Here is a 19958-nt window from a genome sequence, read left to right on the forward strand (position 1 = left end):
ACAATGACAAAAAAACTCCCCCCGGAATCTCAGTCCCGTGCAATGGAGCTGCACGAAATCCTCAATCGCGCCAATTACCAGTACTACGTACTGGATGCCCCGGAACTGCCGGATGCGGAATACGACCGCTGTCTGCGCGAGTTGCAGGGGCTGGAAGAACAATATCCGCAGTTGATCTCCAGTGATTCCCCCACCCAGCGTGTGGGCGCGGAGCCCTTGGCGGCCTTTACCCAGATTCGCCACGAAATGCCCATGCTGTCCCTGGACAATGCGTTCAGCGATGAGGAAATGGAAGATTTCGATCGCCGTATCCGTGAGCGTCTGAATAACAGTGCGCCGGTGGAGTACGCCTGCGAACCAAAACTGGATGGGATTGCCGTGAGCCTGCTGTACCGCAATGGGCTGCTGGAGCGCGCCGCAACCCGCGGTGATGGCACTGTTGGGGAAGATATCACGCAGAATGTGCGGACGATCTACTCCGTGCCTTTGAAACTGCTGGCCGACGATGTGCCGGAAGTTCTCGAAGTGCGCGGCGAAATCTATATGCCCAAGGCGGGCTTTGACGCCATGAATGAAAAAGCCCGCGCAGCCGGCGACAAGCTGTTTGTAAATCCACGCAACGCCGCCGCGGGCAGTCTGCGCCAGCTGGACTCGCGTGTTACCGCCCAGCGCCCTCTGGAACTCTGCACCTATAGCGTTGGCGTAGTGGAAGGCGGTGAACTTCCCGAAACGCATTCGGAAATTCTCAGGCAGTTGAACCGTTGGGGATTCCGGATCAACAGTGAAATGGCGGTGGCGGAAAATATCCAGGAATGTATCGAATATCACCGTAAGCTCGGCGAAAAGCGTGCGCAATTGCCTTACGACATCGACGGTATTGTATTCAAGGTCAACAGTATTCCGCTGCAGAAGCGCCTGGGTTTTGTCGCTCGTGCGCCGCGCTGGGCCACGGCCTATAAGTTCCCTGCACAGGAAGAAATGACCCAGTTGCTGGATGTGGAGTTCCAGGTAGGGCGCACCGGTGCGGTTACCCCAGTGGCGCGCCTGCAGCCGGTGTTTGTCGGCGGCGTTACGGTATCCAATGCCACCCTGCACAACCGCGATGAAATCGAACGGTTGGGCGTAAAAGTCGGGGATACCGTAATTATTCGCCGCGCCGGCGATGTAATCCCCCAGGTGGTCTCCGTGGTGGAAAGTCGCCGTCCGGACGACGCCCGCGACATCGAATTCCCGGCCCACTGCCCGGTGTGTGATTCGCCGGTGGAGGCCACACCCGGTGAGGCCGTTGCCCGCTGTAGTGGTGGCCTGATCTGTAGCGCCCAGCGCAAGCAGGCGATCAAGCACTTTGCATCGCGCAAGGCCATGGATATTGACGGTCTCGGCGACAAGCTGGTGGAACAGATGGTGGATGAGGGGCTGTTGAAGTCTGTCTCCGGCCTTTACCACCTGTCACTCGAGCCGCTGGTGGCGCTCGAGAGAATGGGGGAAAAGTCCGCGCAAAATCTGTTGGATGCCCTTGAGCGCAGCAAAGGCACCACTCTGCCGAAATTTCTCTATGCGCTCGGTATTCGTGAAGTGGGCGAGGCGACCGCGCGCAACCTGGCGCGACACTTTGGTGACCTGGATGCGTTAATGCAAGCGGATAGTGAGGCCCTGCAGCAGGTTGAGGATGTTGGCCCGATCGTTGCCCACTATGTGGCCGAGTTTTTCGAGCAAGTGCACAACCTGGAAGAAATTGCCGCTCTTCAGCAGGCAGGTGTGCATTGGGAGGCGGAAGTCCAGGAAACGGGTAGCCAGCCGCTCGCAGGGCAGACCTGGGTGCTGACCGGAAAGCTGGAAACCCTGTCGCGCAGTGAGGCCAAGGACTATCTGCACCGGTTGGGTGCAAAAGTCGCCGGCAGCGTGTCTGCGAATACCCATACGGTTGTCGCTGGCCCCGGAGCGGGCTCAAAGCTGAACAAGGCGCGAGATCTCGATCTACCGGTGCTGGACGAAGAGGGGCTGATGGCAATGTTACGGGGGCAGGGCATCGAAATTTAATCGATCTGCCTGAAATGCGATCGGGTCGAAAATTTGCTGGCATCTGGCAGTAGAATTATCTCGGTCGCGCCGTTACAGTTGGCGGAGCAATAATTGAATTGGCCCGCTGACAACACATTCGTGCTGCGGGAGAAGCGTAGGGGTTAGCGCAGCGTGATTCAGGGCGATCAGGAATCTATCGTTTACGGCTGTATCAAAGACAGCAACAGCCTGGCAGGCGGCAGTGATCGCCGCCGGGTCAACCGCGAAGCTGTGCTGGCGCTGCCCAGTGCGGACGAGTGGCCGTTTCTTTGCCGCGATATGTTTTCCATTCCCACCATTAAGGTCAAGCAATCCCAGTATCAGACCGACGTCATCCATTTTGGTGCTTCCTATCGCGCCGTCGAGTATGAGTGGAATCACTGGATCCAGAAGTTTGAAGAGCTTTTGCGCAGCATGTACTGGGTTTCCGCCACGGTACATCTGGAAACCGAGCTCTCCGGCACCCATTCCTTTAACTGGGAGGCTGCAGGCCTGTATCACGAGCCCGGCAGTGGTGATATGCAGGTGCGCTGTGAGTGGACGCAGGAAGGGCGCGTGAGCGTTTAGTTTCTTTGGGCCCCTTTCACATCGATTGCCAAATCCCGACCCCGCACATTACCCTGTATCGATATTCGGCATCTTTTGTCTGGCATGCGCTTTGGCGGTGCTTATCTTTTCAATTGTGTGATCTGAGCTTTCCAGGAGGCCTTCTCCGTGCGCAAGCCTTCCCCTCAAGAAACGTCTTCAAGCGCCGACGCTTTTCGAATAGAGAAAGACAGTCTGGGCGAAATCAACGTCCCGCAAGATGCCCTTTATGGTGCGCAGACCCAGCGCGCTGTGGAAAATTTCCCGGTCAGTGACTACCGTTTGCCGATTGCATTTGTTCGCGCCGTAGTGGCGATAAAGCGCGCTGCGGCCCAGGCTAACCAGTGCCTGGGAATTCTCGATGAAGACAAGGCGGTGGCGATTGTTGCTGCCTGCGACCAGCTGACCGACGCAGACTACGCCCGCCAGTTTCCCGTCGATGTGTTCCAGACCGGTTCCGGCACCAGCACCAATATGAATGTGAACGAGGTGCTTGCCCATATCGCCTCGGAAAACAGCGGCCTCACCATCGGTGCCAATGATCACGTCAATATGTGCCAGAGCAGTAACGATGTGATTCCTTCGGCAATTCATCTCTCCGCATTGCTCGCCATACAAAACCAGTTGTTGCCCGCACTGGTACACCTGTGCGACACGCTGGATCGCAAATCCAATGAGTTGACGTCGGTGGTCAAAACCGGGCGCACACACCTGATGGACGCGGTACCGATAACCCTGGGGCAGGAAATATCGGCCTGGAGTGCGCAGTTCAAATTGTGCAGGGCGCGGCTGGAGGATGTACTTCCGCGTCTGGAACAGCTGGCACAGGGTGGCACTGCAGTAGGTAGCGGCCTGAATGCGCACAATGAGTTTTCTGAACTATTTGCGTACAAGCTCGGTACCGCCTGTGGCATCTCACCGCGTCCCGCGGACAATATCTTTGCCGCAATCTCCAGCCAGGACACTGCGGTCGAAGTGTCGGGGCAGTTAAAAACTCTGGCGGTGGCTCTGATGAAAATTGCCAACGATTTGCGCTGGATGAATAGCGGTCCGCTGGCAGGGCTGGGCGAAATTGCGTTACCAGCGCTTCAGCCCGGCAGCAGTATCATGCCGGGCAAGGTCAATCCTGTCATTGCCGAATCCGTGGCAATGGTGGCGGCCAAGGTGATGGGAAATGACACCACGATTACCGTGGCCGGGCAAAGCGGTAATTTTCAGTTGAATGTGATGTTGCCGGTGATTGCATTTAGTCTGCTCGAAAGTATCCAGTTATCCGCAAACGCCTCGCGTATGCTGGCGGACAATGCAATAGCCGGGTTTACCGTCAAAGAGGCGCGTATGCAGCAGGCGCTCGCGCGCAATCCGATTCTGGTGACGGCGTTGAACCCGGTCATCGGCTATGCCAGGGCCGCGGAGATTGCCAAGGCGGCTTATAAAGCGGGGCGCCCGGTGCTGGATGTGGCCGAGGAAATGACCGATCTTTCCCGCGGAGAGCTGGAAAAATTACTCGACCCCGCGCGATTAAGTGAGGGGGGAATTGTGGATGGGCAATAGAGTCCATGGCTCAGGCAAGCAGCAGAATCCCCAAAAGGATGGAACCCGCAACCAGCATCATGCATTCAATCCAGATACCCAGCCTGCGCAGGATGGATCGATCTTCTCTGCGCAGCATGTGTGGTTTTCCCATGACTCTTTCACCCCTTGTTTGCGCTAACCATTTGCCGGGGCTGCGTTGACAGCCAATGACCAATCCTTCAGGATTCTGCCCCGCTTTACGTGGTAGTTCGCGGTGGAGTGCCGCCCAATCCGTTAGAATTCAAACCCTCTGTTCAAATCTATAGTATGAATAGAGATTGTTCATTCGGATGCGGCGAGCGAAACACCCGTGCTGTCCATAGCCCGAATATTAGTGTCGGCGAACAATGCCGACCAGTCATTCATTTCCCGTTGAAAGTGCTTTGTTATGGCCCAGAAACGCCGCCGTTCATTTATTACCAGTGTCCTTGCCTGTGTTGCGTTTATCGCCGCGGCGATCTGGAGTTGGGATCTGCCGGTGGCAGACGTGCTCAGTTACCTGGTGCTGATGTTGGTTTTTCTTGCCGTTATTGTGGCCGTGGCGTTCGGTTTTGGTGCGCTGCTGAACTGGTTGCGTCGGCGAAATGACCAGCGCAACGACCACCGTAACGACGACCGTTAACTTAGAGCAAAGCATGGCCAGCGACACCCAACCTCTTTCCGGCCTCAACCAGAGTCAGAGTGAGGATATCCGTATCCCGATCGCCTATGTACAGCGTCTGCTGGAAGAGGCGGCGAGGCACGGTTGCGATCGCGCGGAGCTTCTCGCGTCGGTCGATATTTCCGAGGGTGAGCTCGAGGATACTGCGGCGTTTTCCGCGGTAAAGTACGGGCGCCTGTACCAGCGGGTCATGTGGCTGGCCCAGGACGAGTGGTTCGGCATGCTTAGTGGTGGCCGGGTGCGCTCCGGTTCATTTCGCCTGCTGTGTCTGACGGTGGTCAACTGCGCGACGGTGCGGCAGGCGATAACCCTCAGCGCGGAATTCATGGAAATTTGCCGGGGCTTTCGTGTCAAACCCGTGTTGTCGCCTCAGGGGGATCGCGACAAGGTGGTGATCGTGGGTATCAGCTCTCTGCACGACGGCGAGTTCGACCAGCTGATTGCGGAGACTACACCAGGGGTAATTCGTACCACGCTTGCGGTTTGGCACCGTTTCTACTGCTGGCTGGTGGGGCGCGAGATTCCTCTGGCCAAGCTGCACTTTTCCTTCCCCTGCCCGGAGGAGTTCCAGACCCTGGCGCAAAGTGAGGCTGGGGAACTGCTGTTCGATCAGCCGGCCAATGCGCTGGAATATGAAAGCCGCTATCTGGATTATCCCATCGTACAGAGTCCCCAGACGGTGGAGGACTTCATCCGCACGGCGCCTTATCACCTGGTAATCAGCGACGGCAACGCCAACAGTATCAAGACCAAGGTCAAGACGATTCTGAACCGGGATGTGAGCGAGTCCATGCCGCCGGCGGAAGCGGTGGCGGAGCGCCTGAACATGTCGGTCACTACCTTGCGGCGCAAGTTGCAGCAGGAAAACACCTCGTACCAGAAGCTCAAGGACGAATGCCGGATGGAGGCAGCCTTCCATTACTTGAGCTGCCCGGATCTCTCCAATACGCAAATCGCGGAAATGCTGGGTTTTGACGAGGCCAGTGCGTTTTTTCGCGCGTTCAAGAAGTGGACCGGGGTCACCCCCGGCGAGTATCGCAAGAGCCCGCGCGCGACCACCCCCGGCAGCTAATTTCCGGCTTTTCGCGTTATATCGCGTCTGTTCCCTCCAGAAACTCCCTTCAAAATCTCCCGAGAATTTCTCGCGCACAGGTCGATACGGTGACCTGTGCGTCAGCCGCTTTGCGCTGAATCTGCCGCCGTATTTTGTTAGTGCTTTGGACACTTTTCGCCATAGTGACTATTGGTAATTTGCAACTAATATGAATAAAACGAATAGTTGAGTCACGGCATTTCGCCGTGCATCCCGTGGCGCTGCCCGGCCATGTCTGTATGAGACCATGGCAGCGGGCGCGAAAAATCGAGTGTAAAAATCGTTAAAGAGGGTATTCAGGATGAGCGAGATCAAAATTCCGCTGCGTGACATGCGTTTCGCCATGCGTGAGCTGCTGAACTGGGATCAGCACTATGCGGCACTGGGCTATGAAGATGCGAGCCCCGACGTGGTGGATGCCATCCTGGAAGAGGGTGCCAAGTTCTGTGAAAACGTCCTCGCCCCCATCAATCAGATTGGCGACCAGCAGGGCTGTACCTGGAAAGACGGCGAAGTCACCACTCCGGAAGGCTTCAAGGAAGCCTACCAGCAGTTCGTGGAAGCCGGCTGGCCGTCCCTGCCGCACAAAGTCGAACACGGTGGCCAGGGCCTGCCGCCTTCTCTAGGTACCATCCTGAGCGAGATGGTGGGTACTGCCAACTGGTCCTGGGGTATGTACCCGGGCCTGTCCCACGGCGCCATGAATACCCTGGAAGCCCACGGTACCGACACGCAGAAAGAAACCTACCTGACCAAGCTGGTAGAAGGTACCTGGACTGGCACCATGTGTCTGACTGAGCCCCACTGCGGTACCGACCTGGGTATCCTGCGTTCCAAGGCCGAGCCTAACGACGACGGTTCTTACTCCATCAGCGGCACCAAGATCTTTATCTCTGCCGGTGAGCACGACATGGCCGAGAACATCGTCCACATCGTACTGGCACGCCTGCCGGATGCCCCTGCGGGCACCAAGGGCATCTCCCTGTTTATCGTTCCGAAATTCCTGCCGAATGCAGACGGCTCCGTAGGTGAGCGCAATGGCGTGACCTGTGGTTCTCTGGAACACAAGATGGGTATCCACGGTAATGCCACCGCGGTACTCAACTTCGACGGTGCCAAAGGCTTCCTGATAGGCCCGCCCAACAAGGGCCTGAACTGCATGTTCACCTTTATGAACACTGCGCGTCTGGGTACTGCCCTGCAGGGCGTGGCGCACGCGGAAGCGGGTTTCCAGAAGTCCCTGGCTTACGCCAAAGACCGTCTGCAAATGCGCTCCCTGAGCGGCCCGAAAAACCCGCAAGGTGCGGCTGACCCGATCATCGTTCACCCGGACGTGCGCCGCATGCTGCTGACCCAGAAGGCCTTCTCCGAAGGCGGTCGCATGCTGGTACTGCTGTGTGCGCAACAGGTTGACCGCAGCCACGCCGCAGAGACGGAAGAAGAGCGCAAAGACGCCGACGACCTGCTCGCGTTCCTGACGCCGATTGCCAAGGCGTTCCTCACCGAGACCGGTTATGAATCAGCAAACCTGGGTCTGCAGTGTTTTGGCGGCCACGGCTACATCGCCGAGTGGGGCATGGAGCAGAACGTGCGCGACTCCCGTATTTCCACCATCTACGAAGGTACTACCGGTATTCAGGCACTGGACCTGCTGGGCCGTAAAGTACTGATGAGTCAGGGCGAGCTGCTGCGCAAGTTCACCAAGGTCGTGCACAAGTTCTGCCAGGCGGAACTGGATAACGAAGCCCTGGCACCGTATGTTGCCAAACTCCAGGAGATCAACAAGGAGTGGGGCGAGCTGACCATGAACGTCGGCGTGAAGGCCATGGAAAACCCCGACGAAGTCGGCGCAGCCTCCGTGGACTACCTGATGTATTCCGGTTACGCCGTACAGGCCTACCTGTGGGCGCTGACCGCGAAAACCGCTAACGAGAAGCTGCAGGCTGGTGCCGGTGAAGAAGATTTCTACCGTTCCAAAATTGCCACCGCGCGTTTCTATTTCGACCGTATCCTGCCGCGCACCGCGACCCATGCCAGTGCTATGCAGAGCGGCGCCGACAACCTCATGAGCCTGGATGCGGAACACTTCGTATTCTGAGCAACATGATTGGAAAACACCGCCCCTGGTAACAGCGGCGGTGTTTTTGAATCTGCGCTTTGCCAACGGCGGTAAAGCGCAGGTTTGCGAACTTCCGGAGTGATGATGCAATTACCGGCACACATTCTCGAGCGCTTGCGGCTGCTTACTTGTCTGCCCCAGACCACTCGAGTACAGTTTCGATTGCCGGACGGCAGTGATTTCTACCTGCGTGTGGAGCGCAAGGCATTGGAAGGCGGCGCTCTGGAAAGCGGGCCGGTTTCTATTGAAGCGGAGCAGGTTTCCGGGCTGGTGGAGTCGCCGGATCTGGATCTCGAAATGTCCTACGACACACTGCGGGAAATCATTGGCGGCCAGTTGAGTGCCCGTCACGCGTTCCTGCTGGGCGATATCCGATATACCGGCAATCGCGAACTGGCAGCTGCGTTGGCAGACCTTTTTGCCGTGCATTGAAGTCGACCAGAGGATTACCTGTGGCGGAATAGCCCACCGGGCTATTTACTGATTGAATTGGTTCCGTACCGCCAGTGTTTTGACGTGGCGGTGCAGTGTGGAGCCGGCCGGGCGACAAGTCTGACGCCCAAATAATTAATTGCCCGTTCAATGCGGGCTAGCGATGAAATTCAGGCGGATTATTTGCCTCTCGCAGTAACATTCACCAGATAACTAACAAAACTTACAATAATTACCCGTCTGCTCAGATCAGCACTGCGGATATCGACTATTAACCGACAGGATGGTCCCCTGAGGTATCATCAGTCTGCGAACTCGCCGATAATCTGCCAGTCTTGTGAAACTGCTCCGTCTCGATGGTTACGAACGCGGCAGACCGCGTCCGGCGGGTGACACCACAAAAACAACAGTATTGGGAGAAACAAGTTGGACATTGAACGCAGCATTCTTGACGTGTTTACCAGTGCCACGGCCAAATATTCAGAGCGCCCGGCATTTACCTGCCTGGGGCAAACGCTCACCATTGGCGATATTGATCGGCTCAGCGCCCAATTTGCCTCCTACCTTCAGAACCACACCAGCCTGAAACCCGGCGATCGCATCGCGGTTCAACTGCCGAATGTCCTGCAATACCCGGTTGCCGTGTTTGGTGCCCTGCGCGCAGGCCTGGTGGTGGTCAATACAAATCCGCTGTACACCCAGCGTGAAATAAAACACCAGCTGAACGATTCTGGTGCCAAAGCCCTGGTTGTTCTTGCAAATATCGCCGACACAGCGGCGGGTATCATCGGCGAAACATCCGTTGAGCAAGTGATTGTTTCGGAGATTGCGGACCTGCATCCGCCGCTCAAACGCGTTCTGATCAACACCGTTGCCAAGCACATCAAGAAGATGGTGCCGGATTTCCATTTCGCGAATCAGGTAAATTTCCGCGATGCCATGTCCGCTGGTGCCAAGCAACCCCACCAGGATGTACAGCGCACTCCCGGTGACATCGCCGTATTGCAGTACACCGGTGGTACCACCGGCGTGGCGAAAGGCGCGATGCTGACCAACCGCAACCTGGTTGCCAACATGGAGCAGGTGCGCGAAGCACTTGGCGATTCCATGAAGGAAGGGGAGGAGTATTACGTCGCTCCGCTGCCCCTCTACCACATCTATGCCTTTACCATTCACTGCATGTGCCTGTTTACCACCGGCAACCACTCGCTGCTGATCCCGAACCCGCGGGATATTCCGGGCTTCGTTAAAACCCTGAAGGGCAAGCGTTTTACCGGTTTCTGTGGTCTGAACACCCTGTTCAATGGCCTGATGCGCAACCCGGATTTTGCCAATCTGGATTTCAGCAAGCTGCATACCACCTGTTCCGGCGGTATGGCGCTGACTCGTGCCACCGCAGAAAAGTGGGAGCAGGTCACCGGCTGTGTGGTCACCGAAGGCTACGGCATGACGGAAACCTCGCCGGTGGTATGTTTTAACCCTGCTGAGGCTGTGCAACTGGGCACTGTCGGTATTGCGGTACCAGATACCGAAGTCAAGGTCATCGACGAGAACGGAAACGATCTGCCGAACAATACACCAGGTGAGTTGTGCGTTCGTGGCCCGCAGGTGATGAAAGGATACTGGGAACGCCCAGAAGCTACTGCCGATACCATCGATTCGGATGGCTGGCTGAAAACCGGTGACATGGCGGTAATCCAGGACGATGGCTACATCAAGATCGTTGACCGCAAGAAGGACATGATCATCGTTTCCGGGTTTAACGTTTACCCGAACGAGATCGAAGACATCGTCAGCGCCCACCCAAAGGTTACCGAAGCCGCGGCCGTTGGTATCCCCGATGAGCGCACCGGTGAAACGGTAAAACTGTTTGTGGTCAAGGCGGACGGTTCTCTGACGGAAGAAGAAATCGTTGCCTACTGTCGCGAGAATATGACTGCGTACAAGGTGCCAAAAAATATTGAGTTTCGTGAAGATTTGCCAAAAACCAATGTCGGTAAAATTCTGCGCCGCGAGCTGCGCGACGAGGAATTGAAGAAAGTGGATACCGCGGTCAGCGCCTGAGTCTGATCCTGCCACGCAAATGAAAAACCCGCTGCTTGCAGCGGGTTTTTTTGTGGTTATATGGCGCGGATTACTTTTTGCAGCATGGCCTCAACACGGAGCGGTGGCTGGTACGCTATAACTAATGGGCAAATTTCTTGACCCAAGAGCACGCCATGTCGGATAAGCAGGAAAGGCCAACGATGATCCACGAGGAGCTGCCGGCGGAACACGAAGACCCGCTGATCCGCCTGCTACACGTGGTGATTCGCAGCTCGGTGCGCTTTCTGTCTGTGGTGATGGCGCTGGTTATTGTATGGAGTGTGGCGGATGTCGTGTGGGTGGTGTACCAGCGGCTACAGGCAGCACCCATACTGATCATGAACCACAACGATCTATTCGATGTGTTCGGGGCCATCATGTTAGTACTGATTTCCATCGAGATTTTTATCAATATTCGACTCTATCTCGGCTCAAACGTCATTCCAATTCAACTGGTTGTGGCGACGGCGTTGATGGCCATTGCGCGAAAAGTCATTGTGCTGGATCTCGATGACACAACGCCGGACTATATTCTCGGTATTGCAGCGGCGGTGCTGGCATTGGGTGTTACCTACTGGCTGGTGGCAAAAAAGGAAGCGCTGTCATATAAAGAGCGACGCAGCTTGCTCGAAGATCAGGACTGAGATCTCACAAGCGAAAGCGGGTATAGAAAAGGGGCGCCCTACCGGGCGCCCCTTTTCGTTACTGCGTGGAAACTGCGCAATTGGCTTATTTGCGGGAATCCGCGCTCTTGTCCCGCGCTGCGCGGAACTCGTTGCCTTCATACCAGTTGGGCCAGTCGCGGCTGTTGGCGAGTTCCACACCGAGGTTCAGGCCCAGAAGCAGGTCCATCGCAGCCCCTTCCAGGTTCCACTGGGGATCGTATTCGTCGGCGGGCTTGTGGTAGGCACGGGCACCGTACTCTGCCGCTTTCTTTTGCGCCCATTCACGGCCGTGCTCGAAGCTGTCGGTGCCGGAATCGAAATACAGCATGGGTACGCCTTTTTTCGCCAGGCTGAAGTGATCTGAGCGATAGAAATAACCGCGCTCCGGGTGATCTTCCGGTGCCAGGTAGCGGCCCTGTTTGGACGCGGCTTTTTCCAGCAATTTTTCCAGCTCGCTGTTGCCGTAACCCACCACAATTACATCGCGCATGGGGCCGAGAACACCCATGGCATCGAAGTTGATGCCGGCGACTGTTTTTTCCAGAGGTACTACCGGGTTTTCCGCGTAGTATTTGGAGCCCAGCAGACCGGACTCTTCTGCGGTGACCGCCACAAATACCATGGAGCGCTGTGGCGCTTGTGGCAGTTTGGTGAGCTGCCGGGCAATGGCGAGCAGGCCCGCGGTGCCGGTAGCGTTATCGACCGCGCCATTAAACACATGGTCGCCACCTTCCGCGTGATTGTTTACCCCCAGGTGATCCCAGTGGGCTGTGTAGATAACCGCTTCATCCGGGTACTGGCTGCCTTCCACCTTGGCGACCACGTTGCGCGAGTCGGAAGTGCGCACGGTATTTTTCAGGTCTACGCTGGCGGTGAGGTTCATCGGCTTCGGCTGGAATCCGCGCTGTTTGGCGGCTTCCATTTCCCCGTCGAAGTCCAAGCCTGCGGCCTTAAACAGAGCCTTGGCGGCATCGGTGGTAATCCAGGATTCCACCGCAACGCGATCGGCGTTTTTGTCGTCTGCAGCGAGGCTGATCTGTGCGCCGGACCAGCTGCCGCTCACCACTTCCCACGGGTAACCGGCGGCGCCGTTTTCGTGGATGATGATGGCCCCGTCTGCACCCTGGCGAGCCGCTTCTTCAAACTTGTAGCTCCAGCGACCGTAGTAGGTCATGGCATTGCCGTTGAACAGGTTTTTATCCTGAGTGGCGTAGCCCGGGTCGTTCACCAGAATGACCGCGGTTTTGCCCTTCATATCCAGGCCCGCGTAATCGTTCCAGTCGTTTTCCGGTGCCACAATGCCGTAGCCTACAAATACCAGCGGGCTGTCGGTGATTTTGCTTTCCGGAGTCTGGCGCTGGGTGAAGGCCACCATGTCGGTCAGGGGTGCCAGAGATTTTTCGAAGTTTTCGCCCTTGATTTCCAGCGGTGTGGTTTCGATCTGCATTTCCACCACGGGTACCGACTGGAACCAGCTCGGGTTGCCGTCGCTATCTTTGGCGCCGGGCTCCAAGCCCAGTTTTTTGAATTCGTCGGCGAGATAGTTGACCGTCAACTCTTCGCCTTTGGTGGCGGGGGCGCGCCCTTCAAATTCGTCAGAGGCGAGTACCGCGATGTGGGTGTGTAGGTCTTTTGCCATTTCCGCCACTTCGGTTTTTTCCGCTTCGGTCAGTTTTGGCTCTTTGATCACATCGACCGTTGGCATTTCCTTCGGTGGCGGCAGCTCGCGCTCGGTTTGTGTGCTCGCTGCGTTTTGCTCTGCTTGCTCGGCAGAGGGTGCAGCGCCGTCTTCACTGCACGCTGAAATCGTGGTGATACCCGCGAGGGCCAGAGGCAGCATGAGCCGCTGCCAGGGGAAAGGCTTTCGCATGTTGAATCCTGTATTTTTCGTGTTATTGGTTTTTCGTGTTATTGGTGTTGTTGTTTTGAAAGTGTCGTGATTATTAATTGGCATCCATATACGCGAGCGTTTCGCGAATGGGCGTGAGCATATCCCGTGCCAGCTGACGACAGCGGGCAGGGGACCAACCTTCAATGGGGTCTGCCAGGTTGTCGTTGTCTTTGAACGGCATTTCCAGGGTGAGGGCCAGGGTGCGGAACTGATGGCCACACCAGTTGGTGCCCACGGTCATATTGGCTTCGCCGGGCTTATCCAGCGGGTACCCCTGTTCGGTCTGGAAGTCCGGGCTGGCTTTGACAAACGACTCTTTGAACACCGTTTCCAATGTTGCGTGTTTCTCGTCGTATCCGGGAATGCCTTCACAGGCGGCAACAAAGTTAAAGGGCAGGGCTTCATCTCCGTGAATGTCGAGGAACATATCACCACCGGTGGCCAGCATGCGTTCGCGTACCAAAAAGACCTCGGGGCTCCTTTCCATGCTGGGGGATTGCCATTCGCGGTTCAGGTTTGCGCCGGCCGCATTGGTGCGCAGGTGGCCGCGTACACTGCCGTCCGGGTTCATATTTGGCACTACGTAAAAGACGGTATCCTGCAACAGTTGGCGCGCCGCGGGATTGGCTTCGTCCAGCAGTGCTTCGAGAAAGCCTTCCACAAACCACTCCGCCATGGATTCTCCCGGGTGTTGGCGGGCAATCATCCATACTCTGCGTTTCGCTTTTTCCGGGTTGCCGATGGTGAGCAGCGTCATGTCGCGACCGTCCAGGGTGAGGCCGAGAGTCTCGGACTGTACCCGTTCGTCAGACTGGGCCCAGGCCAGCAGGTCCAGATGGCGTTCCCAGGAGAAGGGGGCAAAGTAGGCCAGATAAATCGCTGGCTGCTCCAGGTTTACGGTGAAGTCCAGCACCTTGCCGTCGTACTGGGCGTCGATACGAAACCAGTTGTGACGGTCGTAGGAGGCGCAAACCCGGTAATTCTCCCAGCCTTCCGGATAGGCCGCCTTGCCAGCATTGTTGATGCGCAGTGGGTATTGTTTGCCCACCTGGCCCTCGAGGCGGAAGTGGAACCACTGGTAAAAGTCGGACTGGTTGTCGATTCGGATCGCCAGCTCGACGGGATTACTTTTTTTATCGATGACTTTGATATTGCCGCTATCGAAAGCGCTGCTGATATGCATGCTTGGGCTCCGCAGTGATTTTGTTCAGGCCCCGGGGCGAGCGCCTTGGGCCGGTGGTCGAACGGATTGAAGGATACAGCGTTAGACCTGGAAAACAGGATAGTCCAAGGCAGCTTGAAGGAATTCACTGTGGGGGCGCAAGTTTCGAGGACAAAATCTTGAAAGCTGGCGTAAAAATCCAAAGAGAATTTTCGTGCAAATAAAAAGGCGCGGCGCCCTTGCGAACGCCGCGCCCCTGCCAATCCATGGCGGCACCTGCTGAGACTACTGCTCCCTGAAATTTCTGGCGTCGGACCAATGACGACTTCTCACTGCCCTGGTCAAATGCTAGGTGCGAACCACTAACACACCTTCAGAAATGTTGTACTGCTCCCTGACATTCCTCAGCAGGTGCTGATTAAAGTTTAGGCAGTGTTTCGCAGTTACCATGGCCGAAAGGCATAACTTGGCGCGGTTTCGATTGACTATTAGACAGGCAAAGCAGGTTAGGATTTGCTGCGCCAGAATTACGTTGAGCTCGCATTTTGCTGCTTTGCCCGCCTTTCGCTGCCCTCGATTCTTTATTCAACGGGCTCAGTTCAACTCCGCGTCTTTCCAGTATTTCGTACCCTTCAGTGTGGCCTGGAGGGCGATACCGCTCTCTGTGAGCTGATAAACGCGCATTCCGTCGACAACCACTTCACCGCCAACTGCCGCACCTTTGTCCTGGGATTTTGCCGCGGCGTCCGCGTGGCCGCCATACGTCCACCCACTGTCGACGAAGCGGTTCATGACTTCGGCAGAATCGAAAATAAACAGGGCGCGGAAATCTTTTACTCCAAAACCGAGGCCCACGCCCACTTCGCCCATTTTCATATAGGTGCGCTTGCCGGATTTGCTGACCACGACGCCGTATCCACTTGCGGTGCTCGCAACCAGCAGGTTGACGTTGATGTTGCTGAAAACGGCGTACCCCGGCGCCTTCGCCACATCACTGCGCAAGCCGGGTTTCAACTGATACAGCTCTGCCAGAACCTCGCGCTCGGTTTGTGCAATATGCTGGCGCTGCTGGTCAGGTGTGCGTCCCGGGGCGGCACAACCAGCGATCAGGCAGACCTGAAATAATACAACCAGCAGGGCCAGCGGTCGCAGTGATAGGCGTTTGAGGTACGGCATAAGAAATCTCCGAAGGAGCGTCGTGGAATGTTCGTTTTCGTGTATCTGTGTAGGTATTTGTACGGGTTCCTTTCAAGAATACCGATGATGTCCCGCAGCGCATGCGACCTGGTGCACAAAGAGCGAAATGGCGCCACTTTCAGCCGGTTGGCGAAATCGGGTATTCTTGCGGCCATTGGCAAATCGAAGCGCCTGGCCCTTGTGGCCAGTTTTCTCAAAGGTATATGTATTATGAATCGACCGCTTAATCGATCTCTCAAGCGCGGCCTTGCCGCCACCTGTTTACTGACCATGGTAATGAACCTGACCGCATGCGGCTACTTCCTGTATCCGGAGCGCAAAGGGCAGAGCGGCGGTCGCGTAGACCCGGTGGTGGTGATCCTGGATGGCGCCGCGCTGTTGTTCGGTATTCTGCCGGGAATTGTTGCGTTTGCCGTGGATTTCACCAATGGCACCATCTGATCTGCCGGCGGGAGGCTCCTCTGCCATTGATCGCCATGTAAGCGCCGCCGATGACGGCCAACTGAACGGCGACCAGCGTGGTGAACAGGTGATTGACCAGAATGGGCAGGCCTGGGTAGAACTGCCGCTGGAGGCCACCGAGGGCGCCGATGAGCTGGCGCAGGTCAGCGCTGCAATTCGTCAATATACCGGTAACAGTGTCAATCTTTCTGAGGTAGTTTGGGTGCAGGACCTCGCCGCGTTACAGCAGGCGCGCTCTGAGCAGATGGCTGCGGCCCACTAATCTCCTTGCGGTCGGCCAGGGTGATGGCTGATCAATGGGCGGCGCCCGCGCGCGCGGTCGCGGGCGACGACCCTGGCGAAGTTTCTGCACGGCGCTACGCGCAGGACTTCACTGCGCCTTTTCCTTGTATTCCGTTTCTCTCTTCGCCAGAAGTGGTGCATATGGGCCTCAACAAGCTCGATGCGCCTCACTGGATCCTGCCCTGCAGCAAGCTCCCGGACTATCAGCACAACAAAATTGTCGCCCGCCACAGGTTGGGTGAAAAGGTGTATGCCCAATTGTCGGCGTCGCTGCCGGCTCAGCGAGAGCTGGCGGAAGTGTTGCATCAACATCTGTTGCGGCATCACACGCGTTATATGCGCACATCCTGTGCGGGTTTGATGTGGCGCGATGCCACCCGCACACTGCGCTGGCCCGGATTGGCGTCGGTGCAGGCGAGTGACGAACCGCTGTGGCAAGCCAGTCGCTGGGTTGCGGATGACATCTGCCTGCTGCAACCGGGCACCCACGGCTACACGCTGGTAGCCGCGTCACTTGCGGCACCCAGCTACTGGCGCCTCGAAGAGAAAATGGGGCGCCCGTTAGACGGGATTCACAAACCGGTTCCGGGTTTCCGGGAAAAGCTGTCTGCCAAGATGGCGCGCTTCTTTGATCATCTGAAGCCGGAGTATCCGGTGTGGCGGAGCAACTGGTCGGTGGTGGATTCCCCCGAGTTGTTGCAGCGCGGTGGGGACACCCCTGGTTTGGCTGCGACAATTGGGGGTGAAAGACGTGCATATCTGCGTATCGAGCGACAGACCCTGCGCCGCCTGCCGCAAACCGGCGCCGTGGTGTTTACCATTCGAGTTTTGATCAACCCGGTGGAAGACCTGCAGTTGATCAAGGGTGGAGTTGCGGCTTTACAGGCTGCGGTTGCGGCGATGTCGCCGGAAGAGGGGCGCTATAAATCCCTGGCGCCGTTGCTGGCCGAAACGAATGGGCCGCTGCGACGATTTTTTTCTGAGCACGTCTGCCCTTAACCACGTCTGGTCTTAGCAGGGTTGATCAGCGTCGACGCCCGGTCAGCGCCCCCATCAGCCCGCGCATCAATTCTCTGCCTATTTGTCGCCCGAAACTGCTCGCCATTTTATTGACGCTTTTTTCCAGTGGACTCTGGGTGGCGCGCACTTTTTTTGTCGCCGCCTTGGGTTCTGCCGCTTGTTGTGACTGCAATTGTTCTCGCCGCTGCTGCAGTTGCTCGTAGGCAGATTCCCGGTCCAGGCTTTTTCCGTATCGCGCGCGCAACGGGTCGCTTTTCAGAAGTGCTTTCTTTTCGGTTTCACTAAGTGGCGCGAGTTGACTTGCGGGCGGGTGAATCATGACCCGCGCGACTGGCTGCGGAACGCCGTCGGCGTCCAGTCCGGAAACCAGTGCCTCTCCTACGGCGAGTTCACCGATCGCAGTCGCGGTATCAATCGCGGGGTTTTCGCGAAAGCTGCGTGCTGCGGCCTTTACAGCCCGTTGCTCGTTGGGGGTGTAGGCGCGCAGGGCGTGCTGAACACGGTTGCCCAGTTGTGCCAGGATATCTTCCGGTATATCCAGTGGATTCTGGGTGACAAATACAATTCCCACCCCTTTGGAGCGGATCAGTTTCACAATCTGCTCGACTTCTTCACACAGGGCCCTAGGCAAGTCGTCAAACAGCAGGTGGGCCTCGTCAAAAAACAGTACCAGGTGCAGTTGATTGTCACCGGTTTCCGGCAGGGTCTCGTACAGCTCTGCGAGCAGCCACAGTAACAGGGTGCCATACACCGCCGGTTGCATATCGCTGGCGTCCAGCAGGTGTATGCGTCCACCCTGTATCAGATCATCGAGCGCCAGTGCGGGCTCTCCGAACAGGCTGGCAGCGCCTTTTGTATCGGGAGAAAGTGGGTCGAGTGCCAGCAGCTTGCGCTTGATGGCTCCGAGACTGGCCGGGGAGATATTGCCGTATTCGGCGGTCAGTTCCTTGCGATTCTGGTCCACAAAATCCAGTAGGGCGGTGAGGTCTTTCCAGTCCAGCAGCAGTAAGCCCTGCTGGTCCGCCATGCGGAAAATAACTTGCAGAAGGCCCTGCTGGTTATCGTTCAGCTGGAACAGTCTACCCAGCAGCGCCGGTCCCATTTCACTGGGGGTGGTGCGAAGGGGCAGTCCGCCGTGACCCCACAGGGACGTCGGAAAGGCGGAGAAGTAGTGTGCGTCGAGCCCGAACAGGGAGAGGCGTTCCTGCACTTTCTTGTTCGCACCGCCTGCCGCCGCGAGTCCACTCAGATCACCCTTTAGGTCGGTCACCAGGGTGGCGACATTGCGGCGGTTAAGCTGTTCGACCAGGTAGCGCAGGGTGACCGTCTTGCCGGTTCCAGTGGCGCCGCAGATGAGTCCGTGTCGGTTGAGCATCTGTGGCAGCAGAATTGCATGGGTGAATGTCGAGTCACCACTTGCCGTTGAATCGGATTGGCCAAGCACAATGGGTGACAATTCGGTGGGCGCAGGCTGAAGCGGCATGTGGGGGTTCCTGAGTGCGGTGCTGCGGGAAGACCCCCTAACTGTAGCGTTTTCGTATCGCGAGCGTAGTGGCTACTCCTGGGCTTTGAATCCCTTGGGCGAAAGGCCTGTCCAGCGGCGGAAGGCTTTGCCGAAGGCGCTTTCATCGCAGTAGCCCAGGGCGGCGGCGATATCCACGTTGGTTTTCTGTCCTTCGCGCAGCCACTGGCAGGCGTAGTGACTGCGCACCTCATCCTGTATCGCGCGGAAGCTGGCGTTCTCTTCCAGCAGCTTGCGCCCAAGGTGCCTGGGGCTGATGCACAGGCGTGCGGCGACCTGCTCGCGGCTCAGTTGTGGCTCCTGCTGAAGCAGGTGCGCCACGCGCAGCTGCAGGCTTTTGCTGGTCAGTGCCTTTAGCAGGGCATCGGCTTCCGGCTTCAATCGCGCCATGACCTGGCGATCGGCCGCCACCAGTGGGGTTTCCAGGTCCTGAGGGCGCAAGCGGATGGCGGACATTTCCGCATTGAACTGCACCGGCGCCTGTAGCAGTTGCTGGTATTGCTGCTGCACAGCAAGGGACGGAGTGGGGTAGGCAAACTGCACGCTCTGGGGCTGGAACTCGCGCCCGGTCATGGCACGGGCCTGTGCCAGACAGATGGATAATACGGTTTCGACCCGCAGGCGCGCGCAGCGCAGGTAGTTGGGGCGATAGCAGAGCTCGACATAGAAGCTGCTGCGGCGCAGTTCGAACTGGCCACCTTCCCCCAGCAACGGGTGATAGATCAGAAGCTGATCGATGGCTGCCCCCAGATTTTTCTGGGTCATCAGCAGGTAGCCGACCAGTCCCATCTGGCTGCCCTGCATGGCCTGGCCCAGTCGAATTCCCAAAAGCGGGTCCGGAATGGCTTCCTGTACCGCGAGCCAGATCTCTTCCTGGACCTCCATCGGTACCCGCTCTTCCTCGTTAATGGCGGCCAAAAGAGATTGCACGCTGTCCGGGAGTACCAGGTCCAGGCGCCCCAGGGCGGCAATAATTGCGCGGGTATAGCTGAGTGTGACGCTTCGAGTATCAGTGGTATTCAAATTCACTGTCCGAAATTAACCAGAGACTGCCCGATTATGACGACGGCCCCTCCGGATGTCACGTTATATTCAAATTCGATCCCAAACGGTATGCCTGAGAGCGTCGCAGGGCGCGAAAAAGGC

Annotated in this window: 18 protein-coding genes; 12 read left to right on the forward strand and 6 right to left on the reverse strand. The window is 57.3% G+C overall.

The window, feature by feature from the left end; all coding sequences use genetic code 11:
* Window positions 1–3 precede the first annotated feature (3 nt).
* From ligA to ACYX4K_RS04335, 3 genes are all read left to right on the forward strand, one after another.
* Window positions 4–2040, forward strand: a complete 2037-nt coding sequence (ligA, locus tag ACYX4K_RS04325; protein ID WP_475093339.1) for an NAD-dependent DNA ligase LigA — start codon at window positions 4–6, stop codon at window positions 2038–2040.
* Between the two features lie 153 nt (window positions 2041–2193).
* Window positions 2194–2628: a hypothetical protein gene (locus ACYX4K_RS04330; RefSeq protein WP_475093338.1), complete on the forward strand. Its 435-nt coding sequence runs from the start codon at window positions 2194–2196 to the stop codon at window positions 2626–2628.
* Between the two features lie 147 nt (window positions 2629–2775).
* Window positions 2776–4200: a class II fumarate hydratase gene (locus tag ACYX4K_RS04335; protein ID WP_475093337.1), complete on the forward strand. Its 1425-nt coding sequence runs from the start codon at window positions 2776–2778 to the stop codon at window positions 4198–4200.
* A gap of 10 nt (window positions 4201–4210) precedes the next feature.
* Here ACYX4K_RS04335 and ACYX4K_RS04340 read toward each other — a convergent pair whose 3' ends face one another.
* A complete protein-coding gene (locus ACYX4K_RS04340) occupies window positions 4211–4333 on the reverse strand; it encodes a hypothetical protein (protein WP_476178769.1) in 123 nt (40 codons plus the stop codon).
* A 276-nt stretch (window positions 4334–4609) separates the two neighbouring features.
* Between ACYX4K_RS04340 and ACYX4K_RS04345 the strand changes: the two genes are divergently transcribed.
* The 6 genes from ACYX4K_RS04345 to ACYX4K_RS04370 all read left to right on the forward strand — a co-directional run bounded on the left by ACYX4K_RS04345 (window position 4610) and on the right by ACYX4K_RS04370 (window position 11255).
* Complete coding sequence (locus tag ACYX4K_RS04345) at window positions 4610–4843, forward strand: hypothetical protein (RefSeq protein WP_475093336.1); 234 nt, start codon at window positions 4610–4612, stop codon at window positions 4841–4843.
* 13 nt (window positions 4844–4856) lie between these two features.
* A complete protein-coding gene (locus ACYX4K_RS04350) occupies window positions 4857–5954 on the forward strand; it encodes an AraC family transcriptional regulator (RefSeq protein ID WP_475093335.1) in 1098 nt (365 codons plus the stop codon).
* A gap of 322 nt (window positions 5955–6276) precedes the next feature.
* Complete coding sequence (locus ACYX4K_RS04355) at window positions 6277–8073, forward strand: acyl-CoA dehydrogenase C-terminal domain-containing protein (protein ID WP_475093334.1); 1797 nt, start codon at window positions 6277–6279, stop codon at window positions 8071–8073.
* A 105-nt stretch (window positions 8074–8178) separates the two neighbouring features.
* A complete protein-coding gene (locus tag ACYX4K_RS04360) occupies window positions 8179–8526 on the forward strand; it encodes an SCP2 sterol-binding domain-containing protein (RefSeq protein ID WP_475093333.1) in 348 nt (115 codons plus the stop codon).
* Between the two features lie 426 nt (window positions 8527–8952).
* The gene (locus tag ACYX4K_RS04365; protein WP_475093332.1) at window positions 8953–10590 is read left to right on the forward strand and encodes an AMP-binding protein; all 1638 of its coding nucleotides are present in this window, start codon (window positions 8953–8955) and stop codon (window positions 10588–10590) included.
* 137 nt (window positions 10591–10727) lie between these two features.
* Window positions 10728–11255, forward strand: a complete 528-nt coding sequence (locus ACYX4K_RS04370) for a phosphate-starvation-inducible PsiE family protein (protein ID WP_476178770.1) — start codon at window positions 10728–10730, stop codon at window positions 11253–11255.
* An 85-nt stretch (window positions 11256–11340) separates the two neighbouring features.
* Here the strand turns inward: ACYX4K_RS04370 and ACYX4K_RS04375 are convergent, their stop codons facing one another.
* The 3 genes from ACYX4K_RS04375 to ACYX4K_RS04385 form a co-directional block, all read right to left on the reverse strand.
* The gene (locus ACYX4K_RS04375) at window positions 11341–13146 is read right to left on the reverse strand and encodes a M28 family metallopeptidase (RefSeq protein ID WP_475093330.1); all 1806 of its coding nucleotides are present in this window, start codon (window positions 13144–13146) and stop codon (window positions 11341–11343) included.
* Window positions 13147–13219: 73 nt separating this feature from the next.
* Window positions 13220–14350 carry a M14 family metallopeptidase gene (locus tag ACYX4K_RS04380; protein WP_475093329.1) on the reverse strand — a complete coding sequence of 377 codons (1131 nt, stop codon included), beginning with the start codon at window positions 14348–14350 and terminating at the stop codon, window positions 13220–13222.
* Window positions 14351–14923: 573 nt separating this feature from the next.
* Window positions 14924–15505, reverse strand: coding sequence for a lipid-binding SYLF domain-containing protein (locus ACYX4K_RS04385; protein ID WP_475093328.1), 582 nt, complete (start codon window positions 15503–15505; stop codon window positions 14924–14926).
* Between the two features lie 87 nt (window positions 15506–15592).
* Here ACYX4K_RS04385 and ACYX4K_RS04390 point away from each other — a divergent pair, with 87 nt between their 5' ends.
* Genes ACYX4K_RS04390 through ACYX4K_RS04400 form a run of 3 tightly spaced genes read left to right on the forward strand, consistent with a single transcriptional unit; the run spans window position 15593 to window position 17269 of the window.
* Complete coding sequence (locus ACYX4K_RS04390; protein WP_476178771.1) at window positions 15593–15967, forward strand: hypothetical protein; 375 nt, start codon at window positions 15593–15595, stop codon at window positions 15965–15967.
* Complete coding sequence (locus tag ACYX4K_RS04395; protein ID WP_476178772.1) at window positions 15954–16250, forward strand: hypothetical protein; 297 nt, start codon at window positions 15954–15956, stop codon at window positions 16248–16250. The genes ACYX4K_RS04390 and ACYX4K_RS04395 overlap by 14 nt, the downstream gene beginning before the upstream one ends.
* 23 nt (window positions 16251–16273) lie before the next feature.
* Window positions 16274–17269: a heme-dependent oxidative N-demethylase family protein gene (locus tag ACYX4K_RS04400; RefSeq protein WP_475093326.1), complete on the forward strand. Its 996-nt coding sequence runs from the start codon at window positions 16274–16276 to the stop codon at window positions 17267–17269.
* A gap of 25 nt (window positions 17270–17294) precedes the next feature.
* Here the strand turns inward: ACYX4K_RS04400 and ACYX4K_RS04405 are convergent, their stop codons facing one another.
* The gene (locus ACYX4K_RS04405) at window positions 17295–18773 is read right to left on the reverse strand and encodes a helicase HerA-like domain-containing protein (RefSeq protein WP_475093325.1); all 1479 of its coding nucleotides are present in this window, start codon (window positions 18771–18773) and stop codon (window positions 17295–17297) included.
* Window positions 18774–18845: 72 nt separating this feature from the next.
* Window positions 18846–19835 (reverse strand): AraC family transcriptional regulator, encoded by a 990-nt coding sequence (locus ACYX4K_RS04410; RefSeq protein ID WP_475093324.1) that lies wholly within the window; start codon window positions 19833–19835, stop codon window positions 18846–18848.
* Window positions 19836–19958: the final 123 nt, after the last annotated feature.

The organism is Microbulbifer sp. ABF4_107 (assembly GCF_056312215.1).

What these genes read in the sequence shown, in the direction of transcription:
- ACYX4K_RS04390 (WP_476178771.1), top strand. Translation starts at nt 15,593, where the DNA reads ATGTCCCGCAGCGCATGCGACCTGGTGCACAAAGAGCGAAATGGCGCC.
- ACYX4K_RS04380 (WP_475093329.1), bottom strand. Translation starts at nt 14,350, where the DNA reads ATGCATATCAGCAGCGCTTTCGATAGCGGCAATATCAAAGTCATCGAT.
- ligA (WP_475093339.1), top strand. Translation starts at nt 4, where the DNA reads ATGACAAAAAAACTCCCCCCGGAATCTCAGTCCCGTGCAATGGAGCTG.
- ACYX4K_RS04350 (WP_475093335.1), top strand. Translation starts at nt 4,857, where the DNA reads ATGGCCAGCGACACCCAACCTCTTTCCGGCCTCAACCAGAGTCAGAGT.
- ACYX4K_RS04400 (WP_475093326.1), top strand. Translation starts at nt 16,274, where the DNA reads ATGGCTGATCAATGGGCGGCGCCCGCGCGCGCGGTCGCGGGCGACGAC.
- ACYX4K_RS04395 (WP_476178772.1), top strand. Translation starts at nt 15,954, where the DNA reads ATGGCACCATCTGATCTGCCGGCGGGAGGCTCCTCTGCCATTGATCGC.
- ACYX4K_RS04385 (WP_475093328.1), bottom strand. Translation starts at nt 15,505, where the DNA reads ATGCCGTACCTCAAACGCCTATCACTGCGACCGCTGGCCCTGCTGGTT.
- ACYX4K_RS04375 (WP_475093330.1), bottom strand. Translation starts at nt 13,146, where the DNA reads ATGCGAAAGCCTTTCCCCTGGCAGCGGCTCATGCTGCCTCTGGCCCTC.
- ACYX4K_RS04405 (WP_475093325.1), bottom strand. Translation starts at nt 18,773, where the DNA reads ATGCCGCTTCAGCCTGCGCCCACCGAATTGTCACCCATTGTGCTTGGC.
- ACYX4K_RS04360 (WP_475093333.1), top strand. Translation starts at nt 8,179, where the DNA reads ATGCAATTACCGGCACACATTCTCGAGCGCTTGCGGCTGCTTACTTGT.
- ACYX4K_RS04340 (WP_476178769.1), bottom strand. Translation starts at nt 4,333, where the DNA reads ATGGGAAAACCACACATGCTGCGCAGAGAAGATCGATCCATCCTGCGC.
- ACYX4K_RS04355 (WP_475093334.1), top strand. Translation starts at nt 6,277, where the DNA reads ATGAGCGAGATCAAAATTCCGCTGCGTGACATGCGTTTCGCCATGCGT.
- ACYX4K_RS04345 (WP_475093336.1), top strand. Translation starts at nt 4,610, where the DNA reads ATGGCCCAGAAACGCCGCCGTTCATTTATTACCAGTGTCCTTGCCTGT.